This window comes from Micromonospora sp. WMMD729 (assembly GCF_049315225.1).
In the GTDB taxonomy this organism is placed as follows: Bacteria; Actinomycetota; Actinomycetes; order Mycobacteriales; family Micromonosporaceae; genus Micromonospora.
In genome coordinates this window covers 4,229,723-4,256,363 of record NZ_CP186059.1, presented here as the reverse complement: position 1 = coordinate 4,256,363, position 26,641 = coordinate 4,229,723, and the positions used below count along the sequence as shown (strand labels likewise).

General features: G+C 72.5%; 20 protein-coding genes. 14 read left to right on the top strand and 6 right to left on the bottom strand.

The genetic code is table 11. The features are described from left to right. Window positions 1–116 precede the first annotated feature (116 nt). The 5 genes from ACN263_RS19350 to malQ all read left to right on the top strand — a co-directional run bounded on the left by ACN263_RS19350 (window position 117) and on the right by malQ (window position 6,811). Window positions 117–1,403: an ABC transporter substrate-binding protein gene (locus tag ACN263_RS19350; protein ID WP_422735791.1), complete on the top strand. Its 1,287-nt coding sequence runs from the start codon at window positions 117–119 to the stop codon at window positions 1,401–1,403. Beyond that, entirely contained in the window at window positions 1,400–2,356 is a 957-nt protein-coding gene (locus tag ACN263_RS19345) for a carbohydrate ABC transporter permease (RefSeq protein ID WP_422735790.1), read from the top strand. Before ACN263_RS19350 ends, ACN263_RS19345 begins: the two co-directional genes overlap by 4 nt. 1 nt (window position 2,357) lies before the next feature. Continuing rightward, the gene (locus ACN263_RS19340; protein WP_422735789.1) at window positions 2,358–3,194 is read left to right on the top strand and encodes a carbohydrate ABC transporter permease; all 837 of its coding nucleotides are present in this window, start codon (window positions 2,358–2,360) and stop codon (window positions 3,192–3,194) included. 10 nt (window positions 3,195–3,204) lie between these two features. Next, window positions 3,205–4,392: an ABC transporter ATP-binding protein gene (locus tag ACN263_RS19335; protein WP_422735788.1), complete on the top strand. Its 1,188-nt coding sequence runs from the start codon at window positions 3,205–3,207 to the stop codon at window positions 4,390–4,392. Window positions 4,393–4,594: 202 nt separating this feature from the next. Beyond that, entirely contained in the window at window positions 4,595–6,811 is a 2,217-nt protein-coding gene (gene malQ, locus ACN263_RS19330; RefSeq protein WP_422735787.1) for a 4-alpha-glucanotransferase, read from the top strand. A 6-nt stretch (window positions 6,812–6,817) separates the two neighbouring features. On the opposite strand, the gene ACN263_RS19325 is transcribed toward malQ, so the two are convergent. After that, complete coding sequence (locus tag ACN263_RS19325) at window positions 6,818–7,921, bottom strand: winged helix DNA-binding domain-containing protein (protein ID WP_422735786.1); 1,104 nt, start codon at window positions 7,919–7,921, stop codon at window positions 6,818–6,820. Between the two features lie 160 nt (window positions 7,922–8,081). Between ACN263_RS19325 and ACN263_RS19320 the strand changes: the two genes are divergently transcribed. The 4 genes from ACN263_RS19320 (at window position 8,082) to wrbA (ending at window position 10,563) form a co-directional block, all read left to right on the top strand. Beyond that, entirely contained in the window at window positions 8,082–8,438 is a 357-nt protein-coding gene (locus ACN263_RS19320) for a DUF4190 domain-containing protein (protein WP_422735785.1), read from the top strand. A gap of 59 nt (window positions 8,439–8,497) precedes the next feature. Continuing rightward, window positions 8,498–9,256, top strand: coding sequence for a HipA family kinase (locus ACN263_RS19315; RefSeq protein WP_422735784.1), 759 nt, complete (start codon window positions 8,498–8,500; stop codon window positions 9,254–9,256). Then, window positions 9,253–9,621 carry a DUF3037 domain-containing protein gene (locus ACN263_RS19310; RefSeq protein ID WP_422735783.1) on the top strand — a complete coding sequence of 123 codons (369 nt, stop codon included), beginning with the start codon at window positions 9,253–9,255 and terminating at the stop codon, window positions 9,619–9,621. Before ACN263_RS19315 ends, ACN263_RS19310 begins: the two co-directional genes overlap by 4 nt. A gap of 324 nt (window positions 9,622–9,945) precedes the next feature. Then, window positions 9,946–10,563, top strand: a complete 618-nt coding sequence (wrbA, locus tag ACN263_RS19305) for an NAD(P)H:quinone oxidoreductase (RefSeq protein ID WP_421472050.1) — start codon at window positions 9,946–9,948, stop codon at window positions 10,561–10,563. A 108-nt stretch (window positions 10,564–10,671) separates the two neighbouring features. On the opposite strand, the gene ACN263_RS19300 is transcribed toward wrbA, so the two are convergent. Further along, a complete protein-coding gene (locus ACN263_RS19300; protein WP_422735782.1) occupies window positions 10,672–12,585 on the bottom strand; it encodes an anthranilate synthase family protein in 1,914 nt (637 codons plus the stop codon). 263 nt (window positions 12,586–12,848) lie between these two features. On the opposite strand from ACN263_RS19300, the gene ACN263_RS19295 reads away from it, so the two are divergent. The 3 genes from ACN263_RS19295 (at window position 12,849) to ACN263_RS19285 (ending at window position 17,326) form a co-directional block, all read left to right on the top strand. Further along, window positions 12,849–14,261 (top strand): FGGY family carbohydrate kinase, encoded by a 1,413-nt coding sequence (locus ACN263_RS19295; RefSeq protein ID WP_422735781.1) that lies wholly within the window; start codon window positions 12,849–12,851, stop codon window positions 14,259–14,261. A 99-nt stretch (window positions 14,262–14,360) separates the two neighbouring features. Next, window positions 14,361–16,907, top strand: coding sequence for a nitrate- and nitrite sensing domain-containing protein (locus ACN263_RS19290; protein WP_422735780.1), 2,547 nt, complete (start codon window positions 14,361–14,363; stop codon window positions 16,905–16,907). 5 nt (window positions 16,908–16,912) lie between these two features. Beyond that, window positions 16,913–17,326: a roadblock/LC7 domain-containing protein gene (locus ACN263_RS19285; RefSeq protein WP_197281421.1), complete on the top strand. Its 414-nt coding sequence runs from the start codon at window positions 16,913–16,915 to the stop codon at window positions 17,324–17,326. Window positions 17,327–17,403: 77 nt separating this feature from the next. Here the strand turns inward: ACN263_RS19285 and ACN263_RS19280 are convergent, their stop codons facing one another. Beyond that, entirely contained in the window at window positions 17,404–18,747 is a 1,344-nt protein-coding gene (locus ACN263_RS19280) for a GH1 family beta-glucosidase (RefSeq protein WP_422735779.1), read from the bottom strand. An 846-nt stretch (window positions 18,748–19,593) separates the two neighbouring features. Here ACN263_RS19280 and ACN263_RS19275 point away from each other — a divergent pair. Next, the gene (locus ACN263_RS19275; RefSeq protein WP_422740749.1) at window positions 19,594–22,491 is read left to right on the top strand and encodes a glycoside hydrolase family 48 protein; all 2,898 of its coding nucleotides are present in this window, start codon (window positions 19,594–19,596) and stop codon (window positions 22,489–22,491) included. A gap of 286 nt (window positions 22,492–22,777) precedes the next feature. Here ACN263_RS19275 and ACN263_RS19270 read toward each other — a convergent pair whose 3' ends face one another. Then, a complete protein-coding gene (locus ACN263_RS19270) occupies window positions 22,778–23,434 on the bottom strand; it encodes a DUF3159 domain-containing protein (RefSeq protein ID WP_422740748.1) in 657 nt (218 codons plus the stop codon). A 160-nt stretch (window positions 23,435–23,594) separates the two neighbouring features. Here ACN263_RS19270 and ACN263_RS19265 point away from each other — a divergent pair, with 160 nt between their 5' ends. Continuing rightward, window positions 23,595–24,482 (top strand): phosphatase PAP2 family protein, encoded by an 888-nt coding sequence (locus ACN263_RS19265; RefSeq protein WP_422740746.1) that lies wholly within the window; start codon window positions 23,595–23,597, stop codon window positions 24,480–24,482. 20 nt (window positions 24,483–24,502) lie between these two features. Here the strand turns inward: ACN263_RS19265 and ACN263_RS19260 are convergent, their stop codons facing one another. Continuing rightward, entirely contained in the window at window positions 24,503–25,366 is an 864-nt protein-coding gene (locus ACN263_RS19260; protein WP_422735778.1) for a DUF1028 domain-containing protein, read from the bottom strand. A 39-nt stretch (window positions 25,367–25,405) separates the two neighbouring features. After that, a complete protein-coding gene (locus ACN263_RS19255; protein ID WP_422735777.1) occupies window positions 25,406–26,626 on the bottom strand; it encodes a low temperature requirement protein A in 1,221 nt (406 codons plus the stop codon). Between the last annotated feature and the right edge of the window lie 15 nt (window positions 26,627–26,641).

Here is a 26,641-nt window from a genome sequence, read left to right as displayed (position 1 = left end):
AGCCGCACGGAGTATCCGAGCGGGGCGTTTTCGCAGCTCCTGAGCTCGGAGCCAGCTCACCGTGCGCCGGGGCACGGATGCCCTCCCCGGTCTGTTGCGCAAGAGAGGGGGAGGCGATGACGGACCCCGCAACGGCCCGACACCGGCGTCACCCGGCGGTCCGGGTTGGCGCGATGGCTGCCGCGTTGGCGCTGGTCGCGCCGCTCGCCGCCTGCGGCGCCGACGAGGGTGACGGTCCACCGACGCTCAACCTGTACTACCCGCCGGAGCAGAACCTGCAGAAGGTCGTCGACGACTGCAACAACCAGGCCCAGGGGCGGTACGAGATCGTCTACCGGGTGCTGCCCCGGCAGGCCGACGACCAGCGGGTACAGATGGTGCGGCGGCTCGCCGCCGAGGACACCGGCATGGACATCCTCGGCCTGGACGTCACCTGGACCCAGGAGTTCGCCAGCGCCGACTGGATCCGCGAGTGGACCGGCCAGGACAAGGCCGAGGTTGAGCAGGGCACCCTCGCCGGGCCGCTGGAGACCGCACGGTACGAGGACAAGCTCTTCGCCGCGCCGAAGAACACCAACGTGCAGCTGCTCTGGTACCGCAAGGACCTGGTGCCGCAGCCGCCGACCACCTGGGATCAGATGATCACCACGGCTCGGCAGCTCAAGGACCAGGGCAAGCCGTACCAGGTGCTCACCATGGGCGCGCAGTACGAGGGCCTGGTCGTCCTCTACAACACCCTGGCCGAGAGCGCGGGCGGGAAGGTCCTCTCCGACGACGGCAAGAAGGCCGTGATGGACGACGGTACGGTCCGGGCGCTGGAGCAGTTGCAGCGGTTCGCCACGTCGGGCGTCACCTCACCGTCGTTCAGCAACGCCACCGAGGACCCGGTCCGGTTGGAGTTCCAGTCCGGTGCCGGCGCGTTCCAGGTGAACTGGCCGTTCGTCTACCCGGCGCTACAGGAGGCCAACCCGGAGCTGGCCAAGCAGGTCGGCTGGGCCCGCGTGCCGGGCGTCGACGAGGGCACCCCCAGCAAGGTCACCATCGGCGGGGTGAACCTGGCCGTCAGCTCGTACTCGAAGCACCCGGAGCTGTCGTTCGAGGCCGCGCGGTGCCTGCGCAGCGCGGAGCACCAGAAGTTCTCCGCGATCAACGACGGGGTGCCACCGACCATCGAGGCCGTCTTCGACGAACCGGAGATGACCGAGGCGTACCCGATGAAGGACACCATCCTCCAGGAACTGAAGGACCCGGCGACCCGCCCGCTGACCCCGGCCTACCAGAGCATCTCCACCGTCATGTCGGCGATCCTGTCCCCGCCCTCCGGCATCCGCCCGCAGCAGACCGCCGACGAGTTGCGCGGTGCCATCGCCGACGCCCTGGAGTCGAAGGGGGTGCTGCCATGAGCGCGGACACCGTCGAGAAGAGCACGACACCCACCGTGCCCGCGCAGCGCGGCGGCCGCCGCAAGCCGCCGCTGAGCGAGAACAAGAAGGCCGAACGCCGGCTCGGTTGGCTGCTCTGCGCGCCCGCCGCGCTGGTCATGGTCGCGGTGACCGCGTACCCGATCATCTACTCGGTCTGGCTGTCGTTGCAGCGCTACGACCTGCGCTTCCCGGACCAGCGCGAGTTCGTCGGGCTGGAGAACTACGTCACCGTGCTCACCAACGAGTTCTGGTGGACGGCGTTCGGGGTGACCGCGCTGATCACGGTGGTCACCGTGGCCGTCGAGCTGGTGCTCGGCATGGGGCTGGCGCTGATTATGCACCGTACGCTGGTCGGGCGGGGCATCGTCCGGACCTCCGCGCTGATCCCGTACGGGATCGTCACGGTCGTCGCCGCCTTCTCCTGGCGGTACGCCTGGACACCCGGCACCGGCTACCTGGCCGACCTGTTCAGCGACGGCGCACCGCTCACCGAGCGGGCCAGCTCGCTGGCGATCATCATGCTGGCCGAGATCTGGAAGACCACGCCATTCATGGCGCTGCTGCTGATGGCCGGGCTGGCCCTGGTGCCGGACGACCTGCTCAAGGCCGCCTCCACCGACGGCGCGACGGCCTGGCAGAAGTTCACCAAGGTGATGCTGCCGGTGATGAAGCCGGCGATCCTGGTCGCGCTGCTGTTCCGCACCCTTGACGCGTTCCGGGTGTTCGACAACATCTTCGTCCTGACCGCCGGGGGCAACGAGACCTCGTCGGTGTCGATGCTCGCCTACAACAACCTGCTGCGGGGTCTCAACCTGGGCATCGGCTCCACGATGTCGGTGCTGATCTTCATCACGGTGGCGATCATCGCGTTCGTCTTCGTGAAGCTGTTCGGTACCGCTGCCCCCGGTAGCGACGACGGGGAGAGGCGCTGACATGGCTGCGGACACCACCACCCGGGCGAAGCTGCGCTGGGGCCTGCTGGACGTCCTCGTGGTCGTCTTCGCGCTGGTCCCGGTGCTGTGGATCGCCTCGCTGTCGTTCAAGACTCCGGCCACCCTCACCGACGGGAAGTTCATCCCCCGGGAGTGGACGCTGGACAACTACCGGACGATCTTCGACACCGACCAGTTCGTCCGGGCGCTGATCAACTCCATCGGCATCGCGCTCATCGCCACCCTGATCGCGGTGGTCCTCGGCGCGATGGCCGCGTACGCGATCAGCCGGCTGGACTTTCCGGGCAAGCAGCTGCTGGTCGGCATCTCGCTGCTGATCGCGATGTTCCCGCAGGTGTCCCTGGTGTCGCCGCTGTTCGAGATCGAACGGCAGCTGGGGATCTTCGACACCTGGCCCGGGCTGATCCTGCCGTACATCACCTTCGCGCTGCCGCTGGCGATCTACACGCTGTCGGCGTTCTTCAAGCAGATCCCGTGGGACCTGGAGAAGGCGGCGAAGATGGACGGCGCCACGCAGGCACAGGCGTTCCGGCGGGTGATCGCCCCGCTGGCCGCGCCCGGCCTGTTCACCACGGCCATCCTGGTCTTCATCTTCTGCTGGAACGACTTCCTGTTCGCCATCTCGCTGACCTCCACCGAGCGGTCCCGCACGGTGCCGGCGGCACTGTCGTTCTTCACCGGCGCGTCACAGTTCGAGGACCCCACCGGAGCGATCTGCGCCGCCGCCGTGGTGATCACCGTTCCGATCATCCTGTTCGTCCTCTTCTTCCAGCGCCGCATCGTGTCCGGCCTGACCTCCGGCGCAGTCAAGGGATAGGTGAGTAGTCATGGCTGACATCGTGCTCGACAAGGTGAGCAAGAGTTTCCCGGACGGGACGGTCGCCGTGCGGGACGTCGACCTGGAGATCGCCGACGGTGAGTTCGTGATCCTGGTCGGCCCCTCGGGCTGCGGAAAGTCCACCACCCTCAACATGATCGCCGGCCTGGAGGACATCAGCTCCGGCGAACTGCGTATCGGCGGCCAGCGGGTCAACGACAAGGCGCCCCGGGACCGGGACATCGCCATGGTGTTCCAGTCGTACGCGCTCTATCCGAACATGACCGTGCGGGAGAACATGGCGTTCCCGCTGCGGCTGGCGAAGCTGGACAAGGAGACGATCAACTCCAAGGTCGACGAGGCCGCCAAGGTGCTGGAGCTGACCGCGCTGCTGGACCGCAGACCCGCGAACCTCTCCGGTGGTCAGCGGCAGCGGGTGGCGATGGGCCGGGCGATCGTCCGCCAGCCCAAGGCGTTCCTCATGGACGAACCGCTGTCCAACCTCGACGCGAAGCTGCGGGTGCAGATGCGTACGGTGGTGTCCCGGTTGCAGAAGCAGCTCGGCACCACCACCGTGTACGTCACGCACGACCAGACCGAGGCGATGACGCTCGGCGACCGCGTGGTAATCATGCGGGGTGGCGCGGTGCAGCAGGTCGGTCCGCCGCAGGAGTTGTACGACCACCCGCGCAACCTCTTCGTGGCCGGCTTCATCGGCTCACCGTCGATGAACTTCCTGCACGCCGCCGTGCAGGAGGGCAGCCTCCGTACCGCCCTGGGTGAGATCCCGCTCGGCGACCGGCTGCGCCGGGAGTTGGAGGGCGCCGACGCGCCCCGCGAACTGATCCTCGGCATCCGGCCCGAGCATTTCGAGGACGCCGAACTTGTCGACGACGACACCCGCCGCCGGGGCCTGGAGTTCGAGGCGCCGGTGGAGATCGTCGAGTCGATGGGCTCGGACAAGTACGTCTACTTCACCGTGGAGGGTGAGCGGGCCACCGCCGCCGAGCTGGAGGAGTTGGCCGCGGACGCGGGTGCGGGTGACTTCGCCGGCGCGGGCGGCAACCTGGTCACCCGGCTCTCCGCCGAGTCCGGCGCCACCGAAGGCGATTCCCGCCGAGTCTGGGCCAACCTGGAGAAGATCCACCTCTTCGACCCGAACACGGGCCGCAACCTGACCCTGCCCGAGACGCCCTGACCCCACCCCGCGTCCCCGCCCCCCCGTCCCCGCTCCCCGCCCCGTCGATCTTGCACTTTGTGTCGTCGACATGGAGGAGAAGGTCCTTTATGTCGCAGCAGAAAGTGCAAGATCGCGGGGAGGGGAGCGGGGAGGGAGCGGGAGGGGAGCGGGAGGGGAGCGGGGTGCGGGGGCGGGGGCGGCGTGGCAGGGTGGGTTGGTGATGGATCGGGGACTTGTCGCGCTGGCCAGCGCGCACGGGGTGTCCACCTGGTACGAGGACTGGAGGCACCGCCGCGTCGAGGTCGCCCCGGAGACCGTCGTGGGTGTGCTCGGCCTGCTCGGCGTGGACGCCACCAGCCCCGCCGCGATCGCCGATGCGCTCGCCGCCGCCCGGGCGGTGGACCGGACCGCGCTGCCGCCGACCGTGGTGCTCACCGAGGGCAGGACCCGGGCGCTGCCCGGCCCGGGCGTGGTGTCCCTGGAGGACGGCGGTCGACGGGCGGTCGACGGCGAGCTGCCCGGGGACCTGCCGCTGGGCTGGCACCGGCTGACCTGCGACGGGCGGGAGGTGACCCTCGTCGTGGTACCCCGGCGGCTGCCGGCGCCCCCACGCACCTGGGGCTGGATGCTCCAGCTCTACGCGCTCAGCTCGGAGCGGTCCTGGGGCATGGGTGACCTCGGTGACCTCGCCGAGTTCACCGGCTGGGCAGGTATGACCGGTGCCGGGTTGGTGCTGCTCAACCCGCTGCACGCGGTCGGGCCGGCGCACCCGGTGGCCGCGTCGCCGTACTCGCCGGCCAGCCGGCGCTTCGTGAATCCGCTCTACCTGCGGGTCAGTGACACCGCTGCGTACGCGGGGGCGGACCCGGCGACCCGGGCGGTGGTCGACGCGCTGCGTCCGGACCGCGGTGACCTGATCGACTACGACGAGGTGTGGACCGCCAAACGGCACGCGCTGGAGTTGCTGCACCCGTACGCCCCGCCGGTGGACCTCGACGCGGACCCGGCGCTGCGCAACTTCGCCACCTGGTGCGCGCTGGCCGAGCGGCACGGCAACGACTGGCGGGCGTGGCCGGCGGAACTGCACCACCCGGACGCCCCGGCGGTCGCCGAGCAGGCCGGCCAGCTCGCCGACCGGGTGGCGTTCCACGCCTGGCTGCAACACCTGTGTGACGAGCAGCTCGACGCCGTGACGGCGGCGGCCCGGTCGACCGGCATGCCGGTCGGCGTGGTGCACGACCTGGCCGTCGGCATCGACCCGGGCGGCGCGGACGGCTGGCAGCTCGCCGACGTGCTGGCCCAGGGGGTACGGGTCGGCGCGCCGCCGGACGACTTCAACCAGCTCGGCCAGGACTGGGGGCTCGCCGCGTGGCGACCGGACCGGCTCGCCGAGACCGGGTACGCGGCGTACCGGGACATGCTGCGCCGGACCCTGCGGCACGCGGGCGGCCTGCGCGTCGACCACGTCGCCGGTCTGTGGCGACTGTGGTGGGTGCCGCCGGGCGCCGGGGCCGCCGAGGGCACCTACGTGCGGTACGACGCCGACGCGATGCTCGGCATCCTGGCGCTGGAGGCGCACCGGGCCGGCGCGGTGGTCGTCGGCGAGGACCTGGGCACCGTCCAGCCCGCAGTGACGCGGGGACTGCGCGGACGCAACATGCTCGGCTCGACGGTGCTGTGGTTCGCCCGGGACGACGACGGCGCGTTCACCCCGCCGGCCCGCTGGCCCCGCAACGCCCTCGCCACGATCTCCACCCACGACCTGCCGACCGCCCCGGGATTCCTGACCGGCGAGCACGTGCGGGTACGCGACGAGTTGAAGCTGCTCGGCACCGACGTGGCCGTCGAGCGCGCCCGGGCCGCCGCCGACCGCGAACGGCTGCTGGCCATGCTGCGCGCTGAGTCGTTGCTGCCCAGGTCGCTGGACGCCGCAACCGAGGCCGGCGGCCCGCCGGACGCCGCAGGCAAGGCCACCGGCCGGCCGGACGCTGCAACGAGGGCCGGCGGCCCGCCAGACGACGGTGACGTGGTGGTGGCGATGCACGCGGCGCTCGCGGCCAGCCCGTCCCGTCTGCTCGGGGTGTCCCTCTACGACGTGCTGGGGGAGGTGCGCCAACCCAACATGCCGGGCACGGTCGACGAGTACCCGAACTGGCGGCTGCCGTTGCCGGCCAGCGTGGCGCAGATCCGCACCGACCCGGGCGTGACCCGGATCGTCGACCTGCTCACCACCGCCCGTCCCCGACGGGCCACCGCCGCCCCCGCCGGCACGTCGGCCACCGTCGCCCCCGGCGGCACGTCGGCCATCGCCGCCCCCGGCGGCACGACGGCCACCGCCGCCCCCGGCGGCACGACGGCCACCGCCGCCCCCGGCGACATGCTGGCCGACGCCGACCCGGCCGGCCAGCGGGCCACCCCCGACGCAGACCGGGCCTGACCGGGGTCAGGACGGCCAGTCGAACCGTGGTGGCAGCCCGAGGAAGTCGGCGTACCGGGTCAGCGCCTGCTCGACGTCGGCCCGTTCGCCCGCGGTCATCGGCGTCAGCGGCCGTACCGCCAGGGTGACGGCCCGCCGGCCGATCGTGCGCCTCCACACGCCCACCACCCGCCCGGCGCGGACCACGGTGGCCTGGAAGATGCCGTTGTTGCCCGGCACCACGGCCGACCGGTGCGCGGGGTCGAGCATCAGGGTGCGGTCCCGGTAGCCGAGGAGGTACTCGTCGAAGCCCGGCAGCGCCAGCACCCCGGCCGCCGGGGTGGGCGCGGCGTCGACAAGCGTCGCGTCCACGTACATCGGCTCGCCGTCGACGCGTACCGTGCGCAGCAGGTCGCCGGCGGCGGTCAGACCGCGCCGCGCGTCGGTCAGGGTGAGGCCGCTCCACCCGGCGAACTCGCGGTCGGTGACCGGTCCGTGGCCCCGGACGTAGCGGTGGGCGAGCAGCGCCAACGCCTCGTCCCGCTCCGGGCGGCGTTGCTCCGGCGCCCACTCGTCGAGCAGGGCGAACGTCTGCTCGGTGCCGACGGTGGGCGCCACGCAGGTCACCCCGCGAACGCTCGCGTACCAGAGCAGGTGGTAGCCGCGCTGGCCGTCGGTGCCGAGGCCCGCCTCGCGCAGGGTGGCGAGGCACTGCGCCCGGGTGAGCCGGCCGCCACCGGCCAACGCCGCGCCCAGCACGTCCACCGCCCGGTCGGCGTCGGCCTCGCTGAGGCCGAGCTGCGCCCGGCGGCTCGCCACGCCGGCCAGCGAACGGACGCCGGTCAGCTCCAGCATCCACCGCACGTCGGCCGGGGGTACGAGGTGCACGGTGCCCCGCATCGGCCAGGTGCGCAGCGCCTCGCGGCGTTCCAGCGCGGCCTGCACGTCGGTCACCGTGCGCCCCGGAAGCCGGGTGCCCAGCGACCACAGCCCGCTCGCCAGATCCTGTGCCTGCATCGCCCCGAACCACTCGACCACCTCGGCGACCGTGCCGGGTCGGACGGGCGGGCGCAGCAGCAGGCTGGTCATCCGCAGTGCCAGCGCGTCGGCCGCGCCGAGGTCGGCAGTCATCGCACCCCTTCCGGTCGCCCTGGCGCAGCCTAGGCGAGACCACCGACACGCACGCTTAACCGCTGCGGCGGTGGGAATGCGCCGGGCCGGAAGTACGCGCGCCGCGCGTACGGAAGGGAGTCCCATGACTGCCGCTAGCGAACCGGCCCGGGGTGCCGGCATGCCTGCTGATTCTCGGGCCCGTCGGGCGTCCACCGGGGCCAAGACCAGCGCGGCCGCCACCTTCGCGCTGGTCTTCGGGGTGGCCGGCCTGATCAGCGTGCTGACCGCCATCCTCGCCTGGGTCGGGCTGGTGCTCGGCATCATCGGCATCGTCCTCGGCATCGTCGGGCTGAAGATGGCCCGCCGGCCGGGTGTGACCGGTCGGGGCGTGTCCATCGGCGGCCTGGTGTTGAGCATCCTGGCCGTTCTGATCGCCCTGGGCCTCGGCGCGGGCATCACCACGTTCCTCAACAACGAGGGCGCGGTGGACCGCCTCCAGAACCAGGTCGACAACCTGCGGGACAAGCTGGACTGACCTCGACCCTGGGTGTGGGGCCAGCGGGGTGCCGCTGGCCCCCCAGTAGGGTGGGCGACGTGCTCCGCCAGGTCACCGCCATCCGCTACGTCACCCCACTGCGCGAGGGTGGCTCGCTGCCGGGCGTCGTCGAGGCCGACGACCTCGGCACGTACGTGGCGAAGTTCACCGGCGCCGGGCAGGGACCCAAGGCACTCGTCGCCGAGGTGATCTGCGGCGAACTGGCCCGCCGGCTGGACCTGCGGGTGCCGCCGCTGGTCGTCCTCGACATCGACCCGGTCATCGGGCGGGCCGAGCCCGACCAGGAGGTGCAGGAGCTGCTGCGCAACAGCGGCGGGGCCAATCTCGGGATGGACTTCCTGCCGGGCGCGCTCGGCTTCGACCCGGTGGCGCACCCCGTCGATCCGCTGCTGGCGTCCCGGGTGCTGTGGTTCGACGCGTATGTGGAGAACGTCGACCGGAGCTGGCGCAACCCCAACCTGCTCGTCTGGCATCGGGAGCTGTGGTTGATCGACCACGGCGCGGCGCTGTACTTCCACCACAACTGGCCCCGCGCGGACGCCGCCGTGCACCGCGCCTACCGGGCCGAGGACCACGTGCTCGCGCCGTACGCCGACCGGGTCGTCGAGGCCAACGACGAGCTGGCCGCCCGCATCACCCCGGACCTCCTGCGGGAGGTGTTGGCGCTGGTGCCGGCCCCGTGGTTGACCGCCGCCGACTTCGACTCGGCCGACCAGGCGCGGGAGGCGTACGTGTCGCACCTGTCGCGGCGGGTCGCCCGCCCGGCCGACTGGCTACCGGCGGGGGGCGTCGCGTGAGGTACCCCTTCGAGTACGCCGTCATCCGGTTGGTGCCCCGCGTCGAGCGCGGCGAGCAGATCAACGTGGGGGTGCTGCTCTACTGCCAGCAGCGTGACTTCCTGGCCGCGCGGACGCACCTGGACGCCGACCGGGTGCGCGCCCTGGCCCCCGACGTCGACCTGCCGGCGGTGGCGGCGGTGCTGGAATCGCTGGACCGGACCTGCTCCGGGGACGGGCCGGCCACCCGGATGAAGCTTGGCGAGCGCTTCCACTGGCTGGCCGCGCCTCGCAGCACGATGATCCAGGCCGGCCCGGTGCACACCGGCCTCACCGCCGACCCGGCGGCCGAGCTGGACCGGCTGATGGCGACGCTGGTCCGCTGAGCGGTCGGCCGGGCGGCCTCAGCGGCCCGGGCGGCAGGCGCGCGGGTCCTCGACGGCGGCTGACCCCTGATCGCGCTACGCCAGCGCCGTTGCCGGCGGAGCGCGATCCCCCGTTCAGGCGCCCGGTGCCAGGGGGGCGGCGGGATCGCGCGCCGGCACCGGATGGCATCAGGATCGCCGTCCGCGCGGGCGGCCGGATCGGAACGTCCGGGAACTTGCGGAAAACTTGAGCCCGGACGACCGGAACACCGTGATCTGTCGTTTGTCTCCGCATCGCAGGGGTAGTCGCGGGAGCTGACCCGAGACGAGAAGGGGACACATCTGATGGCTGCCCAGACGAAGGTGGCGGTGATCTACTACAGCGCCACCGGCATCACGTACCAGATGGCGCAGGCCGCGTGTGAGGCTGCCGGGGAGGCCGGCGCGGACGTGCGCCTGCGCAAGGTGCGGGAGCTCGCGCCGGACGAGGCGATCCGCTCGAACTCCGGGTGGCAGGCGCACCATCTGGAGACCCAGGACGTTCCGGAGGCGATGATCGACGACCTGGCCTGGGCCGACGTGACGATCTTCGGCTCGCCCACCCGGTACGGCATGATCGCCGCCCAGTTGAAGCAGTTCATCGACACCACCGGCCCGCTGTGGGCGCAGGGCGCGCTGGCCAACAAGGTCTACGCGGCCTTCACCTCCACCGCGACCTCCCACGGTGGGCAGGAGACCACGCTGACGTCCCTCTTCAACGTCTTCTACCACTGGGGTGGTGTGGTGGTCCCGCCCGGCTACACCGACTCCAGCCAGTTCATCGCCGGCAACCCGTACGGCCCCTCGCACACCAGCAACAACGGGGAGATCGCCCCGGACGCGGTGGCGCTGGGCGCGTGCGCCCTCACCGCCCGCCGGGCGGTACTCATCGGCACCGCGCTCAAGCAGGGCCTGGGCGGCTGACGCTTCGCGGGCGACCGGTGGCGCGGACGGGGGCTCTCGGCCCGTTCGCGCCACCGGTCGCACCAGCCCTACCCGGCGACGGCGGTCACCATGCGCAACGAGCGCGGGCTATGCGTGGTGGGCCGGGCGCGATGCCGGCAGCAGGTCGGTCAACACCTCGGTCAGCACGGTCACCCCGTCCGGGCTGAGCACCGACTCGGGGTGGAACTGCACCCCGGCGAAGCCCTGCCCGCGCAGGGCGTGCACGGACCCGTCGCGGACGTCCCGGGCCAGCTCCACCGGCCCGTACGCGGTGTCCAGCCGGTCCGCGTCGGCGCGGGCGGTGAACGAGGAGTAGAAGCCGACCCGGCGGGACCTGCCGAACAGCGTCACCTCCCGTTGCAGCCCCTGGTACGGCGCGTCCCGGCGGTGCAGGGGCAGCCCCAGCAGCCCGGCCAGCACCTGGTGCCCCAGGCAGACCGCGAGCGTGGGTCGGCCGGTCGCCAGCAACTCGCCGAGCAGGTCCCGCAACGCCGCCATCTTCGGATCGTCCGGGCTGCCCGGGTCACCCGGGCCGGGCCCGGCCACCACCAGGTCGTACCCGTCGACCGGGCCGCCGGCGTGCCACGGGCGCAACGTGACCGCGAGACCCAACGCCCCCAGTTGGTGCGCCAACATGCCGGTGAAGGTGTCCTCCGCGTCCACGATCAGGGCCCGCAGACCGCTCAGCCCGGGCAACCCGGGCGCGTCCGGTGCCCGCTGGTCCAGCCAGAACCGGGCCAGCGGCGTGTTCCGCGCGGCCAGCGCGGCGCGTACCTCCGGGTCGTCGGCCAGCCGCACGACCGGCCCGCGCTCGCCGGCGGACGCCGCCGGGCCGAGACCGAGCGCGGCCAGCACCCCGGCCGCCTTGGCGTGGGTCTCGGCCACCTCGCCGGCCGCCGTCGAGTGCCGGACCAGGGTGGCGCCGACCGGCACCCGCAGCCGGCCGGCCGGGGAGATCTCGGCGGTCCGGATCAGGATCGGCGCGTCCAGGGTCTGCCGGCCGGCGTCGTCGTGACCGAGCAGCGCCAGCACACCCGCGTAGTAGCCGCGGCCCCGACGCTCGTGCCGGGCGATCACCCGGCAGGCGTTCTCCATCGGACTGCCGGTCACGGTGGGGGCGAACATCGTCTCGCGCAGCACCTCCCGCACGTCGCGGGTGCCCCGGCCGGCGAGCAGGTACTCGGTGTGCGCGAGGTGCGACATCTCCTTGAGGTACGGGCCGATGACCTGACCGCCGTGCTCGGCGACGGTCGCCATCATCTTCAGCTCCTCGTCGAGCACCATGTACAGCTCCTCGATCTCCTTCGGATCGGCGAGGAACCGCAGCAACGCCGCCCGGTCCGGGGCGTCGCCGGTGGGTCGGAAGGTGCCGCTGATCGGGTTCATCATGACGAGCCCGTCGTCGACGCTGACGTGCCGTTCCGGGCTGGCGCCGACCATCGTCCGGGTGCCGGTGTGCACCACGAACGTCCAGTAGGCGCCGCGCTCGGCGACCAGCAGCCGGCGCAGCGCGGCCAGCGCGGCCACCAGGGGCGCGCCCTGCACGGTGGCGTGCAGGGTGCGGTGGATGACGAAGTTGGCGCCCTCGCCGCGACCGATCTCGTCGGTGAGCACCTGCTGCACGATCCGCGCGTACTCGTCGTCGCTGACGTCGAACGCGGCGTCCCGGGTGCGGACCGGCTCGTCGGGCAGCGCGGCCAGCGCCTCGGCCAGCGGGATCCGCCGGTGCGCACGGACCTGGAGACACTCCAGTGGGGCGTCGTCGTCGACGCAGGCGAAGCCGCGCTCGGCGATCTGCCGGTACGGCACCAGGGCCAACGTCCGCGCACCGGGCTCGCCCGGGGGCAGCGGGATGTCCGCCAGTCGGTCGACGGTGGCGACCGGGCCGGTGAACAGCTCCAGGTCGTCGGCGCCCTCGCGGCGCAGCAGCGCGAAGGGGCCGGGGTCGTCGCCGCGGGAGATGGCGGCGAGCAGGTCGGTCAGGGGAGTCTGGCTGGTCATCGTGGTCTCCGTGGGCGCCGGGCGCCGCCAGCGGGGGCGGCCATCCGGGCCGGAGATCCGGCGGCCGCCTCGGTGGCGGCCGCGTGGATGAAGCTACGCGCGGGGGGTGGCCGCCGGGTCGGCGGGCCACCAGGAGGTTGGGTGCGCGAGCATGTCGTTCACCTTACGCGGTCGCGGCCTTACTCGGGACCCCTTCGGGCGTACGGGTGTGCCGGGCCGGACCCTCGTCCCGACGCGGCCGGCACCGGGTAACTTGACCGGCGATGAACATTCTCGCGCTCGACCTGGGCACCTCCTCCGTACGCGGGCTGGTGCTGGACGGGGAGACCCGGCCGCTGCCCGGCGCCCTGGCCCGGCGGAAGGTCAAACTCGCCATCGGGGAGGACGGCACCGGTACCCTCTCCGGCCCCGACTACCTCGCGTGCCTCATCGAGTGTCTGGACGAGTTGGCCGAGGCGGGGCACCTGCACGACGTGGGCATGGTGGCGACCTCCGCGCAGTGGCACTCGGTGCTCCCGCTCGACCGGGACGGCAGTCCGCTGGGCCCGGTCGTCACCTGGTTGGACACCCGGCCCGCGCCGGTCGGCGACACGTCCGGCCCGGCCGACCCGGACGGCTTCCACCAACGCACCGGCTGCTGGTGGCACCGCTCCTACTGGCCGGTGCGCCTGCCCTGGCTGCGGGACCAGTCGGGCACGTCGATCAGTCGTTTCGTCGGCCTCCCGGAGTACGTGCTGGGCGAACTGCTCCAGACGGCGCCCATGTCGATCTCGCAGGCCTCGGGCACGGGCCTGCTCGACATCGGCACCCTGCGCTGGGACGAGGAGGCGCTGACACTGGCCGGGGCGCGCCCCCGCGACCTGCCGCCACTGGGCGAGTTGGACTGGCACGGCCGGCTCCGCCCCGACCGGGCCCGCCGCTGGCCGCAGCTGGCCGAGGCCCGGTGGGCGCCGCCGGTGGGCGACGGCGCCGCGTCGAACGTCGGCTCGGGCTGCGCCGACCCGAGCCGGGCCGCGGTCACGGTGGGCACCTCCGCGGCCGTACGCCTGATGCAGCGCATCCCGGCCGGCGAGCCGCTGCCGCGGCTGCCCGAACGGCTCTGGCGCTACCGGGTCGACCACGACCACGTGGTGACCGGGGCGGCGTACTCCAGTGGTGGCAACCTGTTCGCCTGGGCCAACCGGGAGCTGCGGCTGCCCCAGGGCGACGAGTTGGACGCCGCGCTGGCGCTGGTGCCGGTGGGCGGTGGCCGGCCCGCCGATCCCCGTTTCGGCGGCGACCGGGCGCCCGGGCTGGCCCCGGCGGGCACCGGCGAGGTACGCGGCCTGAGCTTCAGCACCACGGCGGTGGACATCCTGGCCGGGCTGATGCAGGGACTGTGTGGGCTGGTCGCCGAGGATCTCGCGGTACTGGAGTCCACAGTCGACAAGCCGGTCGGGGTGGTGCTCGGCGGCGGCGCGGTGGCCGCGTCGGTGTGGTGGCGGCAGGCGTTCGCCGCCGCGCTCGCGCCGCGACCGGTGTCGCACCAACGCAACCCGGAGATCGGCGCGACCGGAGCGGCGTTGGTGGCGCTGGGTCACTTCGAAGCGGCGGCGGCGCTCGCCGACATCGGCCGGACGGACGAACTGGTCTCACCGACCACGACAGGACGTTCCCACCCGCAGTATCCTTCCTGAACTTTCGCCCTGCCCGGGCCGTTGACAGGGCCAGCGAGCCTGGTTGGATGGACTCCGCTCCCCGGGTCGCGGTGGACGCGGCAGGACGGAGGAGGCAGGGTGGCGGCAGGTCCCGACCCGTCGATCGGTGCGGTGTCGAACCACCGCCGGCGTCGCTTCGACGTCCGGGTCGTTCCGCACCGACGCCGCTCGCCGTTCCGGCTGCGGGACTGGCGGATGAGCACCAAGCTGGCCACCGTGCTACTGGTGCCGTCGATGGCGTTCCTGGTGCTCGCGGGCGTGCAGACCAGCGCACTTGTCGGTCGGACGGCCACGTTGAACGACTTCTCCCGGCAGGTCGGCATCGGCCGGCAGATCACCGCCGTGGTCGACCAGCTCCAGCAGGAACGGGACCGTTCGGCGGGCGAGCTGGGCGAGCTGCGCCGCGGTGGCGACCGGGAGGCGGCGGCCACCGCCCTGCGGCCGTTGCAGTCGTCCACCGACCGGGCCGTGGATGACTTGCGCCGGGCGGCCGAGCCGCTGGCCGACGCCGACGCCTCCTGGCGGGTCGCCTTCTCCGAGGTGCTCGAGGCGTACGACCAGGTGGTCGACATCCGACCGGCCATCCCGCCGGCGGTGCTCAGCAACGACACCATCCTGAGCAACTACCACCGGGCGGTCGACGCGCTGCTGGACCTGCTCGCCGAGCCGACACCGGGTCAGGACCGACCGGGGTTGAGCGACGCGGTGCTGCGCTACGTCCAGATCGCCCGGGTCAAGGAGCTGTCCTCCCGGGTCCGGGCGCAGCTCTACGCCGCCGGCCGAGCCGGCCGGTACGGCACCGAGGACCGGGTGATCCTCGCCGACCTGCGCGCCCAGCAGCTCACCGCGCTCGGCGCGTTCCGGGTCTCCGCCACCAGCGACCAGATCCGACGGTACGACGAGACCTCGGTGGACCCGGGGTTCCAGGTCGCCACCCGCCTGGAGGAGCGCAGCCTTCCGGTCGGCGACGCGGCGCCGGAGGTGCTGCCCTCGGAGCAGTGGTGGTCGGCGAGCCAGCAACGCCAGGAGCTGCTGCGGCAGGTCGAGGCGAGTGTGCTCGACGACGCGGTACGGCAGGCCGACGACGCCAGCAGCGGCCAGCTCCGCACCACCCTGCTGGTGGTCGGCGGCGTCGTGGCGGTGCTGCTGGTCGCCCTGCTGATCTCCCTGTTGGTCGGTCGCTCGGTCGCCCGGTCGATGCGGTTGCTGCGCAGCCAGGCGCTGCGGATCGCACAGGTGGAGCTGCCCGACGCGCTGGACCGGCTGCGCACCGTCACCGGTGGCGTGCCGACCATCGACGTGGCCCCGGCGGTCGTCCGTTCGCTCGACGAGATCGGCGAGCTGGCCGAGGCGTTCGTCGCGGTGCACCGCAGCGCCGTGACGGTCGCCGTCGAGCAGGCGCTGATGCGGCGCAACGTCAACGCGATGTTCGTCAACCTCGCGCGCCGCAGCCAGGTGCTGGTGGAACGGCAGCTGGAGCTGCTCGACGACCTGGAGCGTGAGGAGAGCGACCCGGACCAGCTGGAGAACCTCTTCAAGCTCGACCACCTGGCCGCCCGGATGCGCCGTAACGACGAGAGCCTGCTGGTGCTGGCCGGCACGGATTCCACCCGCCGGTGGAACCGCCCGGTGGGCCTCGGCACCGTGCTGCTGGCCGCCGCCGCCGAGATCGAGCAGTACCAGCGGGTACGACTGGAACCGATGGGCGCCGTGAACGTGGTCGGGCACGCCGTCGGCGAGCTGGTGCACCTGCTGGCCGAGCTGTTGGAGAACGCCACCGCGTTCTCCCGGCCGGACACCTTCGTCGTGGTGACCGCCCGCATCGAGGCGTCCACCGCGCTCATCGAGATCGTCGACGACGGTCTGGGCATGAGCCCGTCCGCGCTGGCCGAGGCGAACGCGGTGCTGGCCAGCCCGCCGGCCGCCGACGTCGCGGCGGTCGAGCGGATGGGCCTGTTCGTGGTCAGCCACCTGGCCAGCCGGCTCGGTGTGCGCGTGCAGCTCGAAGGGCGTCAGAGCGGCCTCGTCGCGCGGCTGGTGCTGCCGGCCACGCTGCTGGCGCCCGGCGGCGCCGTCGAGATGGATCCGCCCGCGTCGGCCCGGATGCTCGCGTCGAACGCCGCCCGGGGCGTCGCGGCGCCGCCCGGGCCGGGGGTACCCCCGGCCGCGGTCGTCCACGGGCCGGCCGGCGCGCCGCTGGACCTCCCGGTGGCCGGCCGTCCGCCGGCCGCCGCCGTGCCGCGCCAGACCCGCCCCGTGCCGGTACGCGCCGAGGACGTGTTGGCCCCGGCCGGCGTCCCCGGGGGCGACGGCGGCGGCTGGTGGTCCCGGCAGGGGCCGACCGGTCCGGCTGCCCCGGCCCAGCCGGCGCCACCCGCCACGCCGGTGACGGCCGGTACGAACGAGCGGGGCCTGCCGGTGCGCGTACCGATGGCGCAGCTCTCCGCGGTCACCCGTCCCGCCCAGCCGGAGTCGTCGCCGCCGCGCGCCGACCTCGACCCGGACGCGGTCGGTGGCATGCTTTCCCGGCTCTACAGCGGGGTACGGCGTGCCGAGGCCGAGGACACCACCGAGATACCGGTGCCACCCTCGTGGCGGCACGACGAAGGAGGACGACGACAGTGACGACGTTGAGCCAGGAGGCGCGTGACCTGAGCTGGCTGGTGAGCGCGTTCGCGGAGCGGGTGCCGGGCGTGGCACACGCGGTGGTGGTCTCCTCCGACGGGTTGCTGGTGGCGATCTCCGACCACCTGCCCCGCGACCACGCGGACAAGCTCGCCGCGGTGACGTCCGGGCTGATGAGCATCACGGCGGGTGCGGCGCAGATGTTCGACGGCGACATCGTCAAGCAGACGGTGGTCGAGATGGGCCGGGGCTACTTCCTGGTGATGCAGGTGCGCGACGGATCGATCCTGGCCACCCTCGCGGCCGGGGACGCCGACATCGGCGTGGTGGGCTACGAGATGGCGCGGTTGGCGAAGCAGGCGGGGGAGATGCTCACCCCGGCGCTGCGAGCGGAGTTGCAGCAGGCGCTGCCCCGCTGAGTCTTCCGGCCGTGACCCGGACGGTCACCGGCTCACCCGAGCCGAGCCGTCCGGGCCCGGCCGTCCGGGCGAGGCGTTCAGAAGCCGCCCTCGGCGATGACGGAGCGGTACCAGTGGGCGCTGCGCTTGAGCACCCGCCGTTGGGTCACGTAGTCCACGTAGACCAGACCCCAACGCTGCTCGTAGCCCTCGTCCCATTCGAAGTTGTCGAGCATCGACCAGACGTGGAAGCTCTCCAGCGGCACCCCGTCGGCGATGGCGCGGTGTGCGGCGGCCAGGTGGTCGCGCAGGAAGGTGATCCGGCCGCTGTCGTCGACGGTGTCGTCCGCGGCCAGGGTGTCGGGGGTGGGCAGACCGTTCTCGGTCACGGTGAGCGGGATCGGACCGTAGTCGCGGGTGACCCGGGTCAGGACGTCGTACATCCCGTCGGGGTAGATCTGCTGCCAGCCGGCCTCGGAGGTGGGCCAGCGGTGTTCGGTGCTGCCGTCGGCGGCGACGTAGATGGGCGTGTAGTACTGCACGGCCAGCAGGTCGACCGGTGAGGAGATCACCGCCAGGTCGCCGTCGTGGATGCCGCGGACCATCCGGCTCTGCGGGCCCAGGTCGGCCAGGACGTCCTGCGGGTAGCTGCCCTTGAGCACGGAGTCGAGGTAGAGGCGGTTCTCGTAGCCGTCGTAGAGGTGCGCGGCGGCGGTGGCCTCGGCGGAGTCGTCGGTGGGGTAGCAGGGGTGCAGGTTGAGCGCGGGGCCGATCCGGCCGGTGCTGTCCGAGGCGCGTAGCGCGCGCACCGCGAGGCCGTGCGCGAGCTGGAGGTGGTGGGCGACGAGGTAGGCGGCGGCCGGGTCCTGCCGGCCGGGCGCGTGGTGGCCGGTGAGGTAGCCGTTCTGCACGACGGTCTTGGGCTCGTTGATGGTGAGCCAGACCGGCACCCGGTCGCCGAGGGCGGTGAAGACGGCGTCGGCGTAGTCGGCGAAGCGGTAGGCGGTGTCCCGGGACTCCCAACCACCGGCGTCCTGCAACGCCTGCGGCAGGTCCCAGTGGAACAGGGTCGCCATCGGGGCGATGCCACGCTCGTGCAGCCCGTCGAGGAGACGACGGTAGAAGTCGAGCCCCCGCTGGTTGGGCGCACCGCTGCCGTCGGGCTGGATGCGGGGCCAGGAGATGGAGAAGCGGTAGCTGCGCAGACCCAGGTCACGCATCAGGTCGAGGTCTTCGGCGTACCGGTGGTAGTGGTCGGCGGCCACGTCACCGGTGTCGCCGTTGCGGGTGCGCCCGGGGATCCGGCTGAACGTGTCCCAGACCGACTCACCACGGCCGTCCTCCTTGGCGGCGCCCTCGATCTGGTAGGCGGAGGTGGCCGCGCCCCAACCGAAGTCGCGGGGGAAGCGCAGCGGGCCGGCGGGCCCGGTAGGTATCGACATGGATTCTCCTCGTGGATACGGGGCCACCGCCAGGTTCGGGAGCGCTCCCAGGATAGGCCAGAAGCGCTCGACCCGGTGAGCCGGCCGTCACGGCGGCCGACGATGGCGGGTCGAGGCGGGTGAGGGCCCCGGACAGCGAACGAGGCCGACCGGGCGGCGCTTCGCGCCTGTCCCGTCGGCCTCTTTTCCCATCGTGTACGGGGGTTTAGTGTGGGGACGGGGGAGGGCAACCCCCGTCCCCACCGTAACTGCACACACACGGGCGGAATTGGGTCCTGCCGTGCGTGTCGCGCGGGAGCCGGGCCACGCGAGTGGCTCTGGTTCCACCTCCCTCCCTGTGGCGGGATGATGGCTGACGGCGGCGTCCGGGCTGGCCCGCCGTCGGCCTTCGGATGGTTCCCCGGGCCCGCCACGAGGACGGTCCCGGCGATCTTCCAGTTGGAACCTTTGTCGATGGAAGCGCTCCCATCGACCGATGTTGCGACTGTAACGCCCGTCACGCCTTTGTGAAAGACCCAAAACGAGATCGAAACAAGTGGGTGAACCGGTCCGCCCCGCGCTTGTTGTGGGAGCGCTTCCATGGCACACTGTCGATTCAGCGCGACAGGAGCCAGATCGCGTGGGCGCGGGACCGCCGAGGGCAGCCGGAGCACGACTTCCGGTCACGGCACCCGAGTGCAGCCGGCGGGACCCCCTCCCGCGCGGGCCGCATCGCCGCACCCCGGCCGGGCCCGGGGCTACCACCTTCCCGGCGCCTCGAATCCCCCGCGTACCACCACCTGCGGGCAGGCGCCTCGCCGGGCACCACCCGGCCTGGTCCGAGGAGACACCGCGCACATGAGACATCTGGCACGACGCCGTCGGTTGGCGATGCTCGCCGCCGCCGCGCTCGCCGTAGGCGGGGTGACCCTGCCCGCTGGCGCCGCACAGGCCGCACCGGCCTGCGACGTGGTCTACGCGACCAACGACTGGAACACCGGCTTCACGGCCAACGTGACCATCAAGAACTTGGGCGACCCGATCAGCAGCTGGTCGCTCAAGTGGACGTTCCCGAACAGCGGCCAGCGGGTCACGCAGGGTTGGTCGGCCCGGTACAGCCAGTCCGGCAGCGAGGTCACCGCGACGAACGAGTCGTACAACGGCAACCTCGGCACCGGCGCCTCCACCACCATCGGCTTCAACGGCTCCCACACCGGCAGCAACCCGAAGCCCACCTCGTTCACCCTGAACGGCACCCCCTGCAACGGCACGCCGGCCAACCAGCCGCCGTCCGTCTCGCTCAGCCTGCCCGCCGGGCCGTTCACCGCGCCCGCCGACGTGCCGCTGACCGCGACCGCGAGTGACCCGGACGGGACGATCAGCAAGGTCGAGTTCTACCGCAACGGCCTGCTCATCAACACCGACACCTCCGCGCCGTACTCCTACACGCAGGAGGACCTGCCGGCCGGCAACTACACGGTGCAGGCCAAGGCGTACGACAACGCCAACGGCATCGGGGTCGCCGAGAAGTCGTTCACCGTCGGCGCCGCGAGCGGCCCGACGCTGATCGCCACGCCGTCCGCGGTGAGCGTCAACGAGGGTGGCACGTCCACCTTCAACCTCAAGCTCAGCGCCGCGCCGTCCACCAGCGTGCCGGTCACCCTGACCCCCTCGGGTGACAGCGACATCACGGTCTCGCCGACCACCGTCACGCTGACCCCCACCAACTGGAGCACCGGGGTCACCGTCACGGTCGCCGCGGCCGAGGACACCGACACCGTCGGCGGTAGCGCCACCATCACCGCGTCGGCCACCGGTCTCGCCTCGCTGGCGGTCGCCGCCACCGAGATCGACAACGACACCCCCGGCGGCGACAACGCGTACATCAAGAAGTTCCTCGACCAGTACGGCAAGATCAAGAACTCGGGCTACTTCAGCCCCGAGGGCGTGCCGTACCACTCGGTCGAGACGCTGATCGTCGAGGCGCCCGACCACGGCCACGAGACCACCTCGGAGGCGTTCAGCTTCTGGATCTGGTTGGAGGCCCAGTACGGCCGCGTCACCCAGAACTGGGCGCCGTTCAACAACGCCTGGACGGTGATGGAGAAGTACATCATCCCGTCGCACGCCGACCAGCCCACCGCGGCCTCGGCCGGCACCCCGCAGTACGCCGCGGAGTACAACCTGCCCAGCCAGTACCCCTCGGCCCTGAACCCGAACATCTCGGTCGGACAGGACCCGCTGCGCTCGGAGCTGCAGTCCACCTACGGCACCGGCGACATCTACGGCATGCACTGGCTGATGGACGTCGACAACACGTACGGCTTCGGCCGCTGCGGCGACGGCACCACCAAGCCGGCGTACATCAACACCTTCCAGCGGGGCACCCAGGAGTCGGTGTGGGAGACCATCCCGCAGCCGTCCTGCGACACCTTCAAGCACGGCGGTCAGTACGGCTACCTCGACCTGTTCGTCAAGGACACCGGCGCTCCCGCCAAGCAGTGGAAGTACACCAACGCCCCGGACGCCGACGCCCGCGCGGTGCAGGCCGCCTACTGGGCGCTGACCTGGGCCAAGGCGCAGGGCAAGCAGGCCGACGTCGCCGCCACCGTGGCCAAGGCCGCCAAGATGGGTGACTACCTGCGGTACGCGATGTTCGACAAGTACTTCAAGAAGATCGGCAACTGCGTCGGGGCCAGCACCTGCCCCGCCGGCAGCGGCCGGGACTCGGCGCACTACCTGCTGTCCTGGTACTACGCCTGGGGTGGCGCGTACGACACCAGCCAGAACTGGTCCTGGCGGATCGGCTCCAGCCACAACCACTTCGGCTACCAGAACCCGTTCGCGGCCTGGGCGCTGACCAACACGCCGGAGCTGGCGCCGAAGTCGGCGACCGCGGCCAGTGACTGGACCAAGAGCTTCGACCGGCAGCTCGAGTTCTACACCTGGCTGCAGTCGTCCGAGGGCGGCATCGCCGGTGGCGCGACCAACAGCTGGGACGGTAGCTACGCCCAGCCGCCGTCGGGCACCAGCACCTTCTACGGCATGTTCTACGACGTCGACCCGGTCTACAACGACCCGCCGTCGAACCAGTGGTTCGGCATGCAGGCATGGTCGATGCAGCGGATCGCCGAGCTGTACCTGCAGACCGGCAACACGAAGGCCAAGGCGCTGCTGGACAAGTGGGTGCCGTGGGCCATCGCCAACACCACGCTCGGCACCAACTGGTCGATCCCGTCGGACATGAAGTGGACCGGCCAGCCGACCACCTGGAACCCGAGCAGCCCGCAGCCCAACACCAACCTGCACGTCGAGGTGATCAGCAAGGGCCAGGACGTCGGCGTCGCCGCCTCCTACGCCCGGATCCTGATCGCGTACGCGGCGAAGTCGGGCAACGCGGCGGCGAAGACCACCGCCAAGGGTCTGCTGGACGCGCTGGACGCGGCCAGTGACGCGAAGGGTGTCTCCACCACCGAGACGCGGGGCGACTACAAGCGCTTCGACGACGTCTACGACGCCTCCACCGGTCAGGGCCTCTACGTCCCGCCGGGCTGGACCGGGAAGATGCCCAACGGCGACGCCATCGCCGCCGGGAAGAGCTTCCTGGACATCCGGTCGTTCTACAAGAACGACCCGGACTGGCCCAAGGTGCAGGCGTACCTGAACGGCGGTCCGGAGCCGACCTTCAACTACCACCGCTTCTGGGCACAGGCCGATGTGGCCATGGCGTACGCCGACTACGGGACGCTGTTCCCGAACGGCTGAGAGCGACCCGGGGTGGGTGGAGTGCCCCGCCCACCCCGGGGTTCGGCCGGGTCCGGGGGAACGACGGGACCCGGCCGGCGGACGGCCTGACACCCACGGTCAGGCCGGGGTGGGCCGGTCATCTGGTCAACGCAGCGGGTCGACCGGCCCACCCCACCGCCCGGACTGAAGACTGCCGCGAAAAAGCCCAGAAATTCCCGCTGTCACGGGATCACACCGACGACGTTGACGGAGTAACGTACGTCACCGGAGAGGCCGCTCCCCCCGTGGCGGCCTCTCCACTTTTTTATGCCCCGGATCGCGGCGCCACGACCGGATGACGCAACCCCGGGTGTTCCGGTGGCAACGACCGGCGCAGCACCACCCAACTCACCGCCAGCGCCGCCGCGACCAGCGGCCAGGTCAACGCCACCCGCGCCACCACGAGCGCGAGCACCTGTCCACTGAGGTAGAGCGGTACGAACACCGCCACCCGCAGCAGGTAGGTCGCCGTCCACACCCAACTGGCCCGGCCGTACCCGCGCAGCAGCGCCGGATCCCGTCGCCAGCGGGCGCGCTGGCCGAGCGCCGCGCCGACCAGCACACCCAGCAGCGGCCAGCGCACGACGATGCTGACGGCCCACGCCAGCGCGCTCGCCGCGTTCGACAGCACCTGGATCAGAAAGAAGTTCTCGGCCCGGCCGGTACGCACCGCGATCAGCGCCGCGACGCAGACGGCGAGCAGGCCGATCAGCACCGAACGTGGCCGGTCACCCCGGCGCAGTCGTACGCCGGCCACCCCGACGCCGACGGCGAGCGCCGCGCCGACCCCGGCCCACACCGACTCGCCACCGAGCAGCCAGCCCACCGCGAACGCCACCGGCGGCAGGGTGGCGTCGACCGCTCCACGCCGCCCGCCCAGCAGGTCCGCCAGCGACTCGGCCCGCGCCGGGCCGGCCGTCACCTGTCCCGGCCCGTTCCCGGTCGGTCGCTCCGGACCGGGTTCGACCTGGCCGGACTCCCGCTCCGGTGTGCCGCTCACCGCCACCTCCTCACCCCGCCACAACCTAACCGCCGACAGCCGGTGGGCCACCGACCGACCGGCCCGGTCCGGCCGCTACGGTGTGCGGATGCGCGCGACGGCACGGGGTTGGACCGCGGTCTGGTTGGTCGTACTGGCCCTCGTCCAGGCGGCCGCCTTCCTCGCCGTGTGGCGGGTGGCCGTGCACACCGAGATCGGTCAGTGGGTCGACACGGTCGCCCTCACCGGCAACGAGATCGGTCACGACCGCATCGACGGGCCGGTGGACCGGATCCTCAACGCGATGTCGGTGGTGTCGCTGCTCGCCGCCACCGCGATGATCGGCTTCATCGCGCTCATCCGGGGGCGGATCGCCCTGGCCGTCACCGCGACCCTGCTCATCGCGGGGGCCAACGTCAGCACCCAACTGCTCAAGTACGGGCTGAGTCGACCCGACTTCGGCGTCGACCCGGAGCGGGCCGCGGTGGGCAACAGCCTGCCCAGTGGGCACACCGCCGTGGCCGCCTCGGTGGCGGTCGCGCTGATGCTCGTCCTGCCCCGGAAGGTGCGGGCCGTGGGCGCCTTCGTCGGCGCGCTCTACGCCGCCGTCGCCGGGGTGGCCACCCTCTCCGCCGGTTGGCACCGGCCCAGCGACGCGGTCGCCGCCTATCTGGTGGTGGGCGTCTGGGCGGCGCTGGCCGGGCTGCTCCTGCTGATCACCCAACGGGAGCAGGCACAGGTCGAACCCGGCGACGCGCACCGGGTCGCCGCCGCCGTGCTCGGTGTCGCCGGAGTGCTCGCCCTGGTCGCCGCCGGGCTGGCGCTGAGCTGGCTGGTGGACCTGCGCGGAATCGGCCCGGAGGAGTTGTCCCGCCGACCCCTGTTCGCCGGGTACGCGGGCAGCGCCGCCGGCATCGCCGGGACGATGGCGGTGGTGATGGCGCTGGCGCTGACCGTCGTGCACCGGCTGGTGCCCCGGGTCAAGGGCTGACCCCGGCGGGCGTCCGGTGATCAGGCGCCCTGGCGGGGCGCGGGGACGTGCGCGGCCACGCCCCGCAGGTGGGTGAGCACCACCGGGTCGATCCGCCCCGGCACCAGGCGCTCCTCCAGGTTCTCCAGCCCCGCCCAGGAGACCAGCGCCGCCTCCGGCCCCGCGTCGCCCACCGGGTGACCCAGCACGGTGAGCAGCGCCGCCACCTCGTCGGCGACCGCGCCGCTCAGGTCGAGCAGGGTCGCCGGGTCGGGCCGACTGAACAGCATGATGTGCACGGCCAGCAGCCGTCCGAGTTCGGCGACCGGGTCCGGATGATCGTCCACCCGCAGGTCGACCACCACGTCGCTGGTGCCGCCGTACCCGCCGCCGCGCTCGACCACCAGCAGGCCCGCGCTCTGCCGGCCGCGCCGGTCCCCGCCGGCCTCGTCACCGGCGCGCAGCGCGGCGACCAGTCGCTCCGCGAACGGCAGCGCCGAGGTGCCCTGCCACGCCTCGCCCATCGCGTCGACCACCTCGGGGCCGGTGAGGATGTTGCCCTGGGCGGCCCAGCCGTCGCCGACGCGTCCGCCCGCCCACGGGTGGCAGGCCGGGCCGGTCCAACTCGCCCCCGGCCCGTCGCCGCCCACCACACCGAGCTGCCGGTGCTGCCGCTCGGGGTCGGCGGCGACCAGGCCGGCCACCACGTCGGCGGCGGCCACCCCGGTACGCAACAGCGCCAGCCCCTGCGGACGGTAGGCGAGGTTGACGTGCGCCTGGGTGGCGAGCGCGCCGACCTCGGCCGCGGCGGCCGGCACCAGCGCTCCGGCGGCGAGGAACTTGCTGGCCACGACGACGCCGTGGCGGCGGCCGTCGGCGGAGCGGGCGACGAGGGAGAAGGTCACCCGCCGAGACTAGCGGGGCCGACGGCGTACCCCGATGGCTCAGAAGGGCGTCGCGGCGGCCTCCGGCGGCGCGCCGCGCGCCCGGCGGGCGTCCGCGACCGCGACGCCGCCGAGCACGACCGTCCCGGTGGCGGTGGCGACCACCCCCGGCTGGAACAGCAGCGGTACGGCTGCCACCACGAGCACTCCGATGGCGATCCACCGTGACGGCGAGACCCGCCCGAAGACCTCGTACTCGAAGCGGGCCCGACCGGCCAGGAACAGCGCGGGACCTCCGAGCACCATGACCACCCACGGCGCCGGGGCGTGGCCCAGCGGATGCTCGATGACCAGCTCGTAGCCGACCGCCGTCGCGGCCAGACCGATCACCATGATCAGGTGTGTGTCCGCCGCCGAGCGGCCGATGTTGGCGGGGTGGCGGGCCATCTGCACCGCCTCGCCCAGGATCTGCCCGGCGCGTTGCACGTAGATCCGCCACAGCAGGATCGACGTGGCGACCGCGAACGTGAACGCCCACATGTGCCCCGACTCGTACGGGCCCTTGCTGTACGCGAACCCGGCCACCAGGATCGTCTCGCCGAGCGCCACGAGGAAGAACTGCTGGTACCGCTCCGCCAGGTGCTCCCCGGCGATCTCCCACTTCGAGACCGTGGAGCGGCCCAGGCCCGGCACCGGCCAGCCGCACCGGGCGGCCACGTACTCGGCGGCCAGCGCCACCGACCAGAGCACCACCTGCGCGTCGGTGCTCAGCAGCGCCCCGGTGATCCACAGCACCCCGGTGACGGCGAAGACGACCGACATGCGCACCTTCAGCCGGCGGTACGGATGCGGCCCCAGCGCGATCGACAGGATCACCGGTCGGGTCACCTGCGCGATCACGTACGCCGTGGCGAACATGAGCGACGTCGCGGAGAACGCCCGGGGGATCGCCACCCCCATCACCATGCTGCTCACCAGCGCCGTCAAGACGACGATCTGCAACGGCGCGCGGTACGGGTCGTAGCGGCTGGTCGTCCACGCGGTGCCCTGCCAGACCGACCAGAGCGCCAGCAGCAACAGCAGCGTCTTGCCGCTGCCGGTGATCGCCGCGGCGGCGTGGTCGCGGGCCGGCTCCCGGCTCAGGTCCTCGAACGCCCGGGCGGAGATCCGGGTGAGCGCGAAGACATACACCAGGTCGAAGAAGAGTTCCAGGAACGTCGCCCGGCCGGGCGCGGCCGCCGCCGGGACCGGCTCCAGGTGTCCTGCCGCCCTGGAACCCATGGTCAGCGGCCTGCG

Bases quoted from the DNA above. Each gene is read 5' to 3' on its own strand.
- ACN263_RS19350 (WP_422735791.1), top strand. From the start codon at position 117: ATGACGGACCCCGCAACGGCCCGACACCGGCGTCACCCGGCGGTCCGG.
- ACN263_RS19345 (WP_422735790.1), top strand. From the start codon at position 1,400: ATGAGCGCGGACACCGTCGAGAAGAGCACGACACCCACCGTGCCCGCG.
- ACN263_RS19340 (WP_422735789.1), top strand. From the start codon at position 2,358: ATGGCTGCGGACACCACCACCCGGGCGAAGCTGCGCTGGGGCCTGCTG.
- ACN263_RS19335 (WP_422735788.1), top strand. From the start codon at position 3,205: ATGGCTGACATCGTGCTCGACAAGGTGAGCAAGAGTTTCCCGGACGGG.
- malQ (WP_422735787.1), top strand. From the start codon at position 4,595: ATGGATCGGGGACTTGTCGCGCTGGCCAGCGCGCACGGGGTGTCCACC.
- ACN263_RS19325 (WP_422735786.1), bottom strand. From the start codon at position 7,921: ATGACTGCCGACCTCGGCGCGGCCGACGCGCTGGCACTGCGGATGACC.
- ACN263_RS19320 (WP_422735785.1), top strand. From the start codon at position 8,082: ATGCCTGCTGATTCTCGGGCCCGTCGGGCGTCCACCGGGGCCAAGACC.
- wrbA (WP_421472050.1), top strand. From the start codon at position 9,946: ATGGCTGCCCAGACGAAGGTGGCGGTGATCTACTACAGCGCCACCGGC.
- ACN263_RS19300 (WP_422735782.1), bottom strand. From the start codon at position 12,585: ATGACCAGCCAGACTCCCCTGACCGACCTGCTCGCCGCCATCTCCCGC.
- ACN263_RS19295 (WP_422735781.1), top strand. From the start codon at position 12,849: ATGAACATTCTCGCGCTCGACCTGGGCACCTCCTCCGTACGCGGGCTG.
- ACN263_RS19280 (WP_422735779.1), bottom strand. From the start codon at position 18,747: ATGTCGATACCTACCGGGCCCGCCGGCCCGCTGCGCTTCCCCCGCGAC.
- ACN263_RS19255 (WP_422735777.1), bottom strand. From the start codon at position 26,626: ATGGGTTCCAGGGCGGCAGGACACCTGGAGCCGGTCCCGGCGGCGGCC.